Raw genomic sequence first — 11,970 nt, 5'->3', positions numbered from 1 at the left:
TGAATGCTGCCCCCAAAATACCAACAAAAATGCCCCTGAGGGCACGACTATCGGACGCAACAAGATGGTTCGGAAAAGCGCCCCCGCTCTTCCGAGTCTGATACATCGACTGACATTATGACGACCGCCAGGAAGTGATTCGATCAGCGGCCGGAGGATCAAAATAGACAGGGCCGCTTCGCCGGATCAAGGGCGCGTCGCTTCAAAAAACTGAAATAAAGACGTTGACTCGGGAATCCCGCGGAAAACTGCAGATTCACAAATTATGGCTATTTTTCAGTGAATTACTTGGCAGCGATTCTGACGATCCGGCTCGAATCGTGAGAAATTCGCGGGTCAGGGAAATGACTATTCCGTGACTCCAGCAGAAAAAGCCCGCTCCGGCGATCCGGAGCGGGCTTTTCAGATAAGCGGGTAGCTTAACGTAAGGCTTAGGCGATCGCGCCGACGGCCTTGGTCAGGCGACCGAACTTACGAGCGGCGGTGTTCTTGTGCAGAACGCCACGGGCAACGCCGCGGGCCAGTTCGGGCTGGACAGTCTGAAGCGCGGTCGCAGCAGCATCCTTGTCACCGGCGAGGATGGCGGCTTCCACCTTCTTCACCAGGGTGCGGATCCGGCTGATGCGGGCGCCATTGATCGCGGCGCGACGCTCATTGCGACGGATGCGCTTCTTGGCTTGCGGCGTATTGGCCATTCTATTCCTCGGTTCTCATCAAATCTCGGGAAGAGGCCCGTCGGATTCGCCAACCAGCCTCGTGAAGGTGCGCCCCTTACAGCTGTTCCGGGGTGTCGTCAACCAGCGAGCCCCCCGCTATTTCTGGCATTTGGGGCAATGGAAGGTCGATCGCCCCCCATCGACTCGGCGTTGCACGGTGCCGCCACAGGGACAAATCTGCCCTTCGCGCCCATAGACTCGCCATTGATTGGAGAAATAGCCCAATTCGCCATCCGGCCGCGCATAATCGCGCAGGGTGGAACCGCCGGCGACGATGGCGGCGGACAGAACGGTACGAATCGCTTCTACCAGCAAAGTGAGTCGGGGCTTCGATATGCGCCCTGCCGCTCGAGTCGGGGCGATGCCCGCCATGTTCAGCGCTTCGCATACATAGATATTGCCCAGCCCCGCGACGATGCGCTGGTCGAGCAGCGCCGCCTTGATCGACGTCGCCTTGCCATCCAGCACCTTCGCCAGATAGGCCGCGTCGAAATCCGGCCCCAATGGTTCCGGCCCCATGCGGGTGAAGGGGGCATAGCCCTGCCAGGCGTCACTACGCACCAGATCCAGCGAACCGAAACGGCGCGGGTCGTTGAGCGAGAGAAGATGCCCGCTGCCCGTCTCCAGCAACAGATGGTCATGCGCCCCGATTTCCGTCGGATCGATTCGCCATCGCCCCGACATGCCGAGATGGAAGATCATCATGTCGCCGCGATCGGTTTCGATAAGGCCATATTTGGCCCGGCGCGAGAGGCCCGTGACGGTGGCGCCGGTCATACGCTGACGCAGGTCCACCGGAATCGGGAAGCGCAGATCGGCGCGGCGTGGCTCGACCCGCGTTAGGGTCGCCCCCTGCAAGACGGATCGCAGGCCGGAAACGGTGGTTTCGACTTCGGGAAGCTCTGGCATGGTCCCTATGTAGGATGCCGGATAGCGGAGCGACAGGGGCGTTTACGCCCAACTCCCAACCCATGCCTTCGCGCCGGACTGACGCTGAAACTGCGTAATCACACAAGAGCGGGATTCGCCGCATCGCGTGAGCGCGCATAGCGCTTCCATCTGGCACGATCAGGCTCTAGAGCGAACCGCATGAGCGAAACAGCATCTTTCGGCTATCGCGACGTCGATGCCGCCGAGAAGGCCGGCATGGTCCGCGCCGTATTCTCCAATGTCGCCGCCAAATATGACCTGATGAACGACGCCATGTCGGGCGGCGCCCATCGGCTGTGGAAGGACCAGTTCGTCAAGCGAGTGAAGCCGCAGCCGGGCGAACAGATATTGGACATGGCCGGCGGCACCGGCGACATCGCCTTTCGCATGCACAAGCTGGGCGCGCACATCACCGTGTCCGACATCAATCCCGAGATGCTGGCCGTTGGCGTCGAGCGGGCGCAGAAGAAGGGCTATGAGGGCCTCATCTGGTCGGAACAAAATGCCGAGACGCTGACCTTTGGCGACCGGGAGTTCGACGCCTATACGATCGCCTTCGGCATCCGCAACGTCACCCATATCGACATGGCGCTGCGCGAGGCCCACCGCGTGCTGAAGTTTGGCGGCCGTTTCTTCTGCCTCGAATTTTCGACCACCACCTGGCCGGGCTTTTCCGACGTCTATGACAGCTATTCGCACAAGCTGGTGCCGCAGCTGGGCAAGCTGTTCGCCAATGATGCGGACAGCTATCGCTACCTGATCGAATCGATCCGCCGCTTCCCGCCCATGCCCAAGTTCGAGGGCATGATCCGCGACGCCGGCTTCGTGAATACCAAGGTCGAGCCGATCCTGGGCGGACTGGTGGCGATCCATTCGGGCTGGAAGATCTGACGCCCACATGACCACCCACGCGACTCATATCTGGCGGCTCCTGAAATGGGGCCGGACTTTGGCACGCCATGGCGCCCTCACTGGCATAGAACGCGATCCGCTGACGCCGACGCCGGTGCGCCGGCTGGTGCGACTGGCCCGTTTCGGCGCGCGCGTGCCCGAGCAGCCACGCTATGCCGACGCGTTTCAATCGATCGGCCCGGCCGCGATCAAGCTGGGCCAGACGCTGGCGACCCGCCCAGATCTGGTCGGTGAGGAGGCGGCGAACGACCTGCTGCGCTTACAGGATGCCCTGCCCCCCGTCCCGTTCGAGACGATCCGCGCCCAGATCGAGCAGAGCTTCGGCCGGCCGCTGGAAGAGGTCTATGCCCGCTTCGACGAGATGCCGGTGGGCGCCGCATCGATCGCGCAGGTGCATCGCGCCGTTACCAGCGACGGCCGCGAGGTTGCGGTCAAGGTGATCCGCCCCGGCGTGATCGATCAGTTCAACCGCGACATCCAGACCTATGAATGGGCTGCCGCCCATGTCGAGATGCTGGGCGGCGAAGTCGCCCGCCTGCGCCCGCGCCTGGTCATCGCCAATATGAAGCGCTGGACCGCGCGCGAGCTGGACCTGCGGCGCGAAGCGGCATCGGCATCGGAACTGGCCGAAGCGATGGAAGCGATGCCCGGCTATCGCATTCCCGCCATCGACTGGGATCGCACGACCGGCAAGGTCATGACGATGGAATGGATCGACGGCATCAAGATCTCCGATCGCGATGCGCTGATCGCCGCCGGCCATGACCTCAAAGACATCGCCGCGCGGCTGGTCAACGCCTTCCTGCGCCAGGCGATCGCCGAGGGGTTCTTCCACGCGGACATGCATCAGGGCAATTTGTTCGTGAAGGGCAATGGCGACATCGTCGCGATCGATTTCGGCATCATGGGCCGGATCGATCGGCGCGCCCGCATGTGGCTGGCCGAGATTCTCTATGGCCTGATCACCGGCAACTACAAGCGCGTCGCCGAAATCCATTTCGAGGCGCAATATGTGCCCGGCCATCATAATGTCGACGAGTTCGCTACCGCGTTGCGCGCCGTGGGCGAGCCGATGCGCGGCAAGCCGGCGAGCGAATTGTCGGTCGGCGGTATGCTGGACGGACTGTTCGCCATCACCCGCGATTTCGACATGCAGACCCAGCCGCATCTGCTGCTGCTGCAGAAGACGATGGTGATGGTCGAGGGCGTCGCCCATCAGCTCGATCCCGAAATCAACATGTGGGAGACGAGCGGCCCCTATGTGAAGGAATGGCTGCGCACCGAATTGGGGCCGGAAGCCAAGGCCGCTGATGCGCTGATCGAGAATTGGCGCCTGATTCAGCGGCTGCCGGCGCTGGTCCGCCGCATCGAAGACGCCTTCCCCGAAAAGGGCGGTGCCCCGCCGCCGCTGCCGCTGGGCGACGTGAAGCTGATCCAGGTGGGCGGCGGCTGGCGCTATGGGCTGGTTGCGCTGCTGGCGGCGGCGATCGGCGCCGGGGCGATGGCCGCCGCCACGACCTTCTTCTAAGTCGGCGACCGGGCTGGACAAGTCCCGGTCGCACGACCAAATGTTGGCCATGACCCAGCGTGTCCTTCTCATCGTCTCCGGCGGCATTGCGGCCTATAAGTCGCTGGAACTGGTGCGCCAGTTGCGCAAGCGCGGCATCGCCGTGCGCGCGGTGCTGACCGAAAGCGCGCAGCAGTTCGTCACGCCGCTGAGCCTGGGCGTGCTGACCGAGGATCATGTCTATGGCGACATGTTCGACCTGAAGGAAGAACGCGAGATCGGCCATATCCAGCTGTCGCGCCAGGCGGACCTGATCGTCGTCGCGCCGGCCACCGCCAATATCCTCGCCAAGATGGCGGCGGGCATCGCCGATGACCTCCCCACCACCATCCTGCTCGCCACCGACAAGCCGGTGCTGGCCGTGCCAGCCATGAATGTGCGCATGTGGCACCACAAGGCGACGCAGCGGAACCTGGCGCAGCTCCATGCCGATGGCATCCACATCATGACGCCCGACGATGGCGAGATGGCCTGCGGCGAATATGGCAAGGGCCGCCTGCCCGAGCCGGAAGCGATTGCGGCGGAAATCGGGCGCCTGTTGGCTGCCCCTCCCCTGCCCGATCCGCTGGCGGGTCAGCCTGATTTCGCGGGCGCAGATGAGCCGCTGACCGGGCGGCATGTGTTGGTGACAGCCGGGCCGACCCATGAGCCGATCGATCCGGTGCGCTACATCGCCAATCGCTCCTCGGGCAAGCAGGGCTTTGCCATCGCCGCCGCCGCTGCGCGTGCCGGGGCAAAGGTGACTCTAGTGGCGGGCCCCGTGCATCTGCCCACGCCCGCAGGGGTCGACCGCATCGATGTCGAAACCGCGCGCGAGATGCTGGCGGCGGTCGAGGGCGCGCTGCCCGCCGATGTCGCGATCATGGTCGCCGCCGTTGCCGACTGGCGCACCGCCGACGCGGCCGAGCAGAAGCTGAAGAAGGATGGCTCCGGCCAGCCCGCGCCGCTTAGCCTGGTCGAGAATCCCGACATATTGGCGACATTGGGCCACCATGCCTGCCGCCCCCGCCTGCTGATCGGCTTTGCCGCCGAGACGCAGAAGATCGCCGAACATGCGCAGGCCAAGCTGACCCGCAAGGGCGCCGACTGGATCGTCGCCAATGATGTGTCCGGCGACGTCATGGGCGGCGACAGCAACAGCGTCCAGATCGTCACATCCGCCGGCATCGAAAGCTGGGCCGCCATGGCCAAGAGCGATGTCGCCACAAAACTCATCGAAAAGGTTGCCAATGCCCTCTCCACTGCCGCCGATTGATATCCAGCTCAAGCGCCTGCCCCATGGCGAGGACCTGCCCGTCCCTGCCTATGCCACCGCGCATGCCGCCGGCATGGACGTGGTGTCGGCCGAGGAGATCATCCTCAACCCCGGCGATCGCCACCCAGTTGCCACCGGCTTCGCGCTGGCGATTCCCGAAGGCTATGAGATTCAGGTCCGCCCGCGGTCCGGTCTGGCGCTCAAGCATGGCATCAGCGTGCCCAACGCCCCCGGCACGATCGACGCCGATTATCGCGGCGAATTGAAGATATTGCTGATCAACCATGGCGCCGATCCCTTCCCGATCAAGCGGGGCGATCGCATCGCGCAACTGGTGGTCGCGCCGGTTCAGCTTGCGAGCTTCGTCGAGGTCGATATGCTCGACGATACCGTCCGGGGACAGGGCGGCTTCGGTTCTACGGGAGTGTGACATCATGATGACCCCGCTGCTTTCGCTGATGCTTGCCGCCGCCGCCCCACAGGCGCTGCCCGCCATGCCCCAGGATCTGAGTGAAGTGCCGGTGATCGAGGGCTGGCAGGGTCGCAAGGTGTCGCCCAAATGGTCGGAGAATGTTCACACCCTCTACCGCAAGGCATCGTGCAGCGGCGCGGTTAATTATGAAGGTTCGCAACTGCTGGAACTGGATGTGCTGTTCCTGCTCGATGGTCAGGGCCGGCCGCTGAAGATCGCGCCGGTCAATGCCCGCTGCCCCGAAGTCGAAACATTCGTGAGCAAGCGCATCCTCGGCACGCTCAAGGGCAGCTTCCCCAAGACCGGTGCCGACGAACCGGTGTGGATGCGCTCGCAGGTGCGCTTCCTCTGGTCGGACGCCTCGTGACGCTGACCGACGATCAACTGGAGCGCTATGCGCGCCATATCGTGCTGAAGGAAATTGGCGGCGCCGGCCAGGCTAGGCTGCTGTCGGCCGATGTGGCGGTGATCGGCGCGGGTGGCATCGGCAGCCCGGCCATCCTCTATCTCGCGGCCGCCGGCGTCGGCACGATCCGGGTGATCGACGATGACGCCGTCGCCCTGTCCAATCTGCAGCGGCAGGTGCTGTTCGGCACCGCCGAGATCGGCACGCCCAAGGCGGAAGCGGCGATGGCGGCGGTCGCGCGCCTCAATCCCGACGTCAAGCTGATCCCGATCAACGCGCGGATCGATGCGGACAATGCCGCCATGCTGCTGCGCGAGGCCGATGTCGTGCTGGACGGGTGCGACAGTTTCGCCACCCGACTGGTGGTGGCCGATGCGGCGCAGGCGCTGCGCATGCCGCTGGTGTCGGCCGCCGTCGGTCCGTTCGAGGGGCAGCTCGCCACCTATCGCGGTTGGGAGAAGGACAAGCCCTGCTATCGCTGCCTGGTCGGCAGCCCGGTCGATGCGCCCGAACGCAATTGTTCGGAAACCGGCGTGATCGGTGCGCTGACCGGAGCGATAGGCAGCCTGGCGGCGCTGGAGGTGATCCGGGCGCTGGTGCCGTTCGGCACCGACATGGCGGGGCAGTTGCTGATCGCGGACTTGCTGGCGATGCGCTTCCGCACGCTGGCCGTGCCCAAGGATCCGGCCTGCCCCGGTTGTGCGGCGGAACTGTGCGCGCCCTGAGGATCGTCGTCATGACGGCCGATGCGGAGCGGTTGCGCGGTGCATTGGTGTTGGCGACAGCACATGCAGCCTTGGGTGGCGAGGCCAGCCTGTTCCTGCAACTGGATGCCGTCGCGCTGCTGGCGTCGCCGCTGGCCGCGCCGGAGGATGCCGCGCATCGGGCGGCGGGCCTGCCGACGCTGGCCCAATTGCTGGCCGAGGCGCTGGACATGGGGGTGGCCCTGATTGCCTGCCAGAGCGGCCTTGCCCTGTCGGGCCTGTCCGCCGACGCCCTGCCCGCCGGGGTCGAGATTGGCGGCCCGCTTTCCTTCCTGCAACAGACCGACGACGCTGCCCGGCTGCTGATCGCCTGATCGCGGTCGGCACGTTCAGCGACAGAACGGCCGGCCTGGGTCGTTTGACGCCCTAAATTAGCGACTTCCCCCGACAGGAGCGCTTGTTGGACGGCGAGCCGCGCAGGGTGGCGTCAGGCTTTTCAGTGCCTTAGCTGGAAACGGTCGAAAATTTGCGCGTATGCGCCATGGAAGATTTTCGCGGCCCGCGAAAAATCGACGACAATTGAGTGGGTTGACGATCAAAAGAGCCAGCCGGAACTTTACACCGGACACGCCGCTGTAGGACAGGACTTTCATCGCGAAAGCGACCGGGACGGGGGAAGTGGACGGCCTGCTTTCTGTTTCCCCTACCGCTTGCGGGAGGGGAAACATGTCTGCAACTGGGCGCCTGCGGACCGGCCCAATTGTCCAGCCGCCCTAGTCGGCCAGGCGCGTGTCGGGCGTGGCGCGTGGATCCAGCGTCAGTTGCAGGAAGGCCAGGTCGAGCCATCGGCCGAATTTCATGCCGACCTGCGACAGCAGGCCGACCTGGGTGAAGCCCAGCCGCTCGTGCAACCGGACCGACCCGATATTGCCGGCCTCGATGCCGGCGACCATGACATGCTTGCCGATCGTGCGGGCGCGATCGATCAGGGCGAGCATCAGCGCCTTGCCGATTCCCGCCCCGCGCTGATCGGCGCGGACATAGACCGAATGTTCGACCGTGTTGCGATAGCCATCCCAGGCGCGCCAGTCGCCAAAGGAGGCATAGCCAACCACGTCGCCCAGCGCATCGACCGCGACCAGCACCGGATAGCCCTGCCCCTGCCGCTCCGCCAGCCAGGCGCGGCGATTGGCAGCGTCGACCTGATGATCGTTCCAGATCGCCGTCGTGTTGACGACCGCGTCATTATAGATGGCCGCGATGGCCGGCGCATCGGCCGGGCCGGCATCCCGAATGGTCATTGGCGCAGGTCACTCCTTGATGGGTTCATATAAGGGCTCAGGCGGCGTTCGGCACGATCAGATACTTCTCGCCGGTGCGGCGGGCATTATAGGCCAGCACCGCGTCGCGCGTCAGCGCATCCCTGAGCGACAGGCGCGCCTTGTAGTGGCTGGCGAAGAGGCCGGTGAGATTGTCACGCACGCGGGCGCGCATCCGCTCCACCGTCTCCGCCCCCGCCTGCGCCAGGAAGGGCGTCAGCAGCCAGCCACCGACCCGCCAGCTGAAGCCGAAGCTGCGCGTGAGCAGGGTCGGCGACAGGTCGAGCGCGCCATAGATATAGGCCTGCTTCATGGTGGCGGAGCCATAGCGACTATAGGTGGCGCCCGCACTCGCCACCTGCTCCATCGCGCCCAATATCCGGCTGACCAGCGATCCGCCGCCAATCGCATCGAAGGCAATGGTCGCCCCCGTTTCGGTCAGGGCGGCGACCAGCCGTTCGGCAAAATCGTCGGCCGTGCTGTCGAGCACATGCTGCGCCCCCAGATTGCGCAGCAGCGCGACCTGCGCCGGGCTACGGACGATATTGACCAGCGGAATGTCATCCGCCTGGCAGATTTTGACAAGCATCTGGCCAAGGTTGGAGGCCGCCGCGGTATGGACCAGCGCCTTGTGCCCCTCCGCCCGCATGGTTTCGACAAAACCGAGCGCAGTCATCGGATTGACGAAGGCCGATGCCCCCTGCTCCGCCGTGGCATCATCCGGCAAGACCATGCAGGCACGTGCGTCGACCAGCCGATATTGGGCATACATGCCGCCCGGCACGCAGGTGACGCGCTTGCCGAGCAGCGCCTGCGCCTCCGCCGCTTCGCCCGCTGCGATCACCGTGCCAGCCCCTTCATTGCCGACCGACATCGCTTCACCCAGGCGCGAGGCCATGGCACGCATTGACGCCTCAGGCATCTGCGCCACCAGATAGCCATCGCCATATTCGGCATGGTCGACATCGGCCGACCCCAGCAGCAACCCGAGATCGGATGGATTGATCGGTGCCGCCTCGACCCGCAGCACGACCTGAGATCCGGTCGGCGCTGGCAGGGTCTGCTCTGCCAGCGATACGGTCAGGCGGCCATCGGGCGCGAGGGTCGAAAGAATTTGCAGACCGGTGATGTCGGACATGAGGAGGCTCCCTTGGCGGCGATGACATTGGCGGCGATGATTGGGGCTTAGCCTGCCACGTCGCCATCGGCCAGCATCGGCGCGATCAGGCGGCGGGGACCGCGCGGTAGAGCGTGGGATACATGGCGCGGAATGCCTTGAGCTTGGGCATGTCCCAACGCTGGATATAGGGATGATAGGGATAGCGGGCCATGAAGTCCTGATGATCGGCCCCGGCATCCTGGAAGCCGGTGAAAGGCTCCACCTTGGTCACGATCGGATCGCGCCACAACCCCGCCTTCTGCAACTGCGCCAGATAGGCGCGCGCTGCCTTGTCCTGCTCTGGATTGAGCGGGAAGAGCGCGCTGCGATATTGGGTGCCGCTGTCGGGCCGCTGATAATTGAGCGTGGTAGGATCGGTGATGACCGAGAAGAAGATGCGCAGCAGCGTGCCATAGCTGACGATCTTCGGATCATAGGTGACCCGGACCGACTCGGCGAAACCGGTATCGCCGCCGCTGACCATGTCATAATCGACCTTGCGGTCGCGCGGACCGCCGGCGAACCCCGCCACGGCGAGCCTGACGCCCTTCACATGGGAAAAGACGCCCTCGACACCCCAATAGCAGCCGCCCGCGAAGATCGCGGTTTCCAGCGATCGGGTCGGCTGCGCATCCAGCGCCGGAATCGGTGCGGGGACGGCAGGTTCGGCATGCAATGGGGAAGACGCGGCGGCGAGCGCCGCAAGGGGAAGTAGGAAAAGGCCCTTAGAGCGCCGCACTGCCGACAGGGGTCGCGGTCGACGCGATCGCGGTCGAGGTCAGCGCCGGCGGCTCATTATTGGGCTGAAGCGCGAACATCGCGACCGCCCCGATGGCAAAGCCACCCAGGAAGCGGAAGAACAGTTCGGATTTCAAAAACGCCAACATGGCCAAGCCTTTCTGTCGCGATATCTTCGCGATCGTCGCCCGGTAGGACATTGCGCCTTGCCCCTGTCTGAACATGATCGCGCCGGACAGCGGCTTTCGACCAAGAACAGGAGCGGAGCGACGAAATGCCACCGCACATAAGTTTCTTTACGCAACGGGCATATAGCGCCTGCGGCGTCAATCACAAGACGCTGCAGTGCGAAAAAGACCGTTTCATTTTTTGAGACAATGGAAAAATCCGGCCGCGATAGACAGTATCGCGACCGGATTTTCAAGAACTTATTGCAGGCCGACGATCATCGGCCGGCGCTTATTTCAGCGCTGCGCAAGCTTCCTGGATGCGCACGCAGGCGGTCTTAAGCACCTCTTCCGAGGTCGCATAGCTGATGCGGAAGGCCGGCGAGAGGCCGAAGGCGGCGCCATGGACGGCCGCGACCTTCGCTTCGTCGAGGAAATAGCCGATCAGCGCTTCGTCGCTGTCGATCAGTTGGCCCTTGGGCGTCACCTTGCCAATCACGCCGCTGGCGTCGGGATAGACATAGAAGGCGCCTTCAGGCGTCGGGCAGTCGAGGCCCGGCGCGTCGTTCAGCATGGCGACGACCATGTCGCGGCGCTTCTTGAAGGCGGCATTGCGCTCTTCGAGGAAATCCTGCGGGCCGGTCAGCGCAGCCACGGCAGCGGCCTGGCTGATCGAGCAGGGGTTGCTGGTCGACTGCGACTGCAGCTTGCCCATCGCCTTGATGATCCATTCGGGGCCACCGGCGAAACCGATGCGCCAGCCGGTCATCGAGAAGGCCTTGGAGCAGCCATTGACCGTCAGGGTGCGGTCATAAAGGTCCGGACACACCTGGGCGATGGTGGCGAAGGGGGTCGGCGCGTACCAGACATGCTCATACATGTCGTCGGTCATCACCAGCACATGCGGGTGACGCAACAGCACCTCGCCCAGCGCCTTGAGTTCGGTCGCCGAATAGGCGGCACCCGACGGGTTGGAGGGCGAATTGAGCATCACCCACTTGGTGCGCGGGGTGATCGCGGCGTCGAGCTGGGCCGGGGTGATCTTGTAGCCCTGGCTGGCCGGGCCTTCGATGAACACGGGCGTGCCGCCGGCAAAGTTCACGATGTCGGGATAGCTGACCCAATAGGGCGCCGGGATGATGACTTCATCGCCCACGTCGACGGTGGCGACCAGCGCGTTGAACAGGGTGTGCTTGCCGCCCGAGTTCACGCTGATCTGGCTGCGCTTGTAGATCAGGCCATTGTCGCGCTTGAACTTGAAGGCGACCGCTTCCTTGACGTCGGCGGTGCCGTCGACATCGGTATAGCGGGTCAGATTCTTGCGAATGGCCTCGATCCCCGCCTCTTTGACGAAATCGGGTGTGTCGAAATCGGGTTCGCCGGCCGAAAGACCAATGACGTCCACGCCTTCGGCTTTAAGGGCATTCACGCGCGCGCTCATCGCCAGGGTGGCGGAGGGCTGGATGCGACCGAGGGCTGCGGAAGTCTGGCTCATGGCAATGATCTTTCTCCAGAGCGATGCCCAGACGGACAAAAGAGTCCGCGTTCGGCGGCATCGCGACAAAAAATAATATTATCTCCTTGTCCGCCGCGCAGGCAGACGCGGCGGTCCTTAGTGCGCAAAG

The 11,970-nt window shown here is 64.4% G+C and carries 14 protein-coding genes; 7 read left to right on the top strand and 7 right to left on the bottom strand.

The features are described 5' to 3' along the window. Nucleotides 1-431: 431 nt before the first annotated feature. Both rpsT and mutM read right to left on the bottom strand, forming a co-directional pair. The gene (gene rpsT / locus VHN57_RS24450) at nt 432-695 is read right to left on the bottom strand and encodes a 30S ribosomal protein S20 (protein WP_010335635.1); all 264 of its coding nucleotides are present in this window, start codon (nt 693-695) and stop codon (nt 432-434) included. A 117-nt stretch (nt 696-812) separates the two neighbouring features. Beyond that, on the bottom strand, nt 813-1,625 hold the full coding sequence (mutM, locus tag VHN57_RS24445) for a bifunctional DNA-formamidopyrimidine glycosylase/DNA-(apurinic or apyrimidinic site) lyase (protein WP_278987045.1): 813 nt from the start codon (nt 1,623-1,625) through the stop codon (nt 813-815). A 180-nt stretch (nt 1,626-1,805) separates the two neighbouring features. Here mutM and VHN57_RS24440 point away from each other — a divergent pair, with 180 nt between their 5' ends. From VHN57_RS24440 to VHN57_RS24410, 7 genes are read left to right on the top strand one after another with little or no spacing between them, the layout of a single operon-like run. After that, nucleotides 1,806-2,537: a class I SAM-dependent methyltransferase gene (locus VHN57_RS24440; RefSeq protein WP_010335632.1), complete on the top strand. Its 732-nt coding sequence runs from the start codon at nt 1,806-1,808 to the stop codon at nt 2,535-2,537. 7 nt (nt 2,538-2,544) lie between these two features. After that, nucleotides 2,545-4,086 (top strand): 2-polyprenylphenol 6-hydroxylase, encoded by a 1,542-nt coding sequence (gene ubiB / locus VHN57_RS24435; RefSeq protein WP_278987047.1) that lies wholly within the window; start codon nt 2,545-2,547, stop codon nt 4,084-4,086. Between the two features lie 49 nt (nt 4,087-4,135). Next, a complete protein-coding gene (gene coaBC, locus VHN57_RS24430) occupies nt 4,136-5,380 on the top strand; it encodes a bifunctional phosphopantothenoylcysteine decarboxylase/phosphopantothenate--cysteine ligase CoaBC (RefSeq protein WP_278987049.1) in 1,245 nt (414 codons plus the stop codon). Next, on the top strand, nt 5,355-5,810 hold the full coding sequence (dut, locus tag VHN57_RS24425) for a dUTP diphosphatase (RefSeq protein WP_278987050.1): 456 nt from the start codon (nt 5,355-5,357) through the stop codon (nt 5,808-5,810). The genes coaBC and dut overlap by 26 nt, the downstream gene beginning before the upstream one ends. Nucleotides 5,811-5,814: 4 nt before the next feature. Further along, nucleotides 5,815-6,219, top strand: coding sequence for a hypothetical protein (locus tag VHN57_RS24420; protein ID WP_037515996.1), 405 nt, complete (start codon nt 5,815-5,817; stop codon nt 6,217-6,219). Further along, nucleotides 6,216-6,983 carry a HesA/MoeB/ThiF family protein gene (locus VHN57_RS24415; protein WP_278987053.1) on the top strand — a complete coding sequence of 256 codons (768 nt, stop codon included), beginning with the start codon at nt 6,216-6,218 and terminating at the stop codon, nt 6,981-6,983. Before VHN57_RS24420 ends, VHN57_RS24415 begins: the two co-directional genes overlap by 4 nt. An 11-nt stretch (nt 6,984-6,994) precedes the next feature. Then, on the top strand, nt 6,995-7,336 hold the full coding sequence (locus VHN57_RS24410; RefSeq protein ID WP_423285946.1) for a DsrE family protein: 342 nt from the start codon (nt 6,995-6,997) through the stop codon (nt 7,334-7,336). 399 nt (nt 7,337-7,735) lie between these two features. On the opposite strand, the gene VHN57_RS24405 is transcribed toward VHN57_RS24410, so the two are convergent. The 5 genes from VHN57_RS24405 to VHN57_RS24385 all read right to left on the bottom strand — a co-directional run bounded on the left by VHN57_RS24405 (nt 7,736) and on the right by VHN57_RS24385 (nt 11,840). After that, nucleotides 7,736-8,263, bottom strand: coding sequence for a GNAT family N-acetyltransferase (locus VHN57_RS24405; protein ID WP_278988757.1), 528 nt, complete (start codon nt 8,261-8,263; stop codon nt 7,736-7,738). Nucleotides 8,264-8,300: 37 nt separating this feature from the next. Beyond that, on the bottom strand, nt 8,301-9,419 hold the full coding sequence (locus VHN57_RS24400) for a zinc-binding dehydrogenase (protein WP_423285944.1): 1,119 nt from the start codon (nt 9,417-9,419) through the stop codon (nt 8,301-8,303). 85 nt (nt 9,420-9,504) lie between these two features. Then, nucleotides 9,505-10,179 carry a peptide-methionine (S)-S-oxide reductase MsrA gene (gene msrA / locus VHN57_RS24395; RefSeq protein ID WP_423285942.1) on the bottom strand — a complete coding sequence of 225 codons (675 nt, stop codon included), beginning with the start codon at nt 10,177-10,179 and terminating at the stop codon, nt 9,505-9,507. Further along, nucleotides 10,166-10,327 (bottom strand): hypothetical protein, encoded by a 162-nt coding sequence (locus tag VHN57_RS24390; protein ID WP_170319005.1) that lies wholly within the window; start codon nt 10,325-10,327, stop codon nt 10,166-10,168. Before VHN57_RS24390 ends, msrA begins: the two co-directional genes overlap by 14 nt. Nucleotides 10,328-10,637: 310 nt before the next feature. Continuing rightward, complete coding sequence (locus tag VHN57_RS24385) at nt 10,638-11,840, bottom strand: pyridoxal phosphate-dependent aminotransferase (protein ID WP_037515969.1); 1,203 nt, start codon at nt 11,838-11,840, stop codon at nt 10,638-10,640. Nucleotides 11,841-11,970: the final 130 nt, after the last annotated feature.

Origin of the sequence: Sphingobium salicis subsp. salicis (genome assembly GCF_049472635.1) — a bacterium.
Taxonomy (GTDB): domain Bacteria; phylum Pseudomonadota; class Alphaproteobacteria; order Sphingomonadales; family Sphingomonadaceae; genus Sphingobium; species Sphingobium yanoikuyae_A.
The sequence above is the reverse complement of the archived record's forward strand: the minus strand, read 5'-3'. Positions and strand labels throughout refer to the sequence as shown.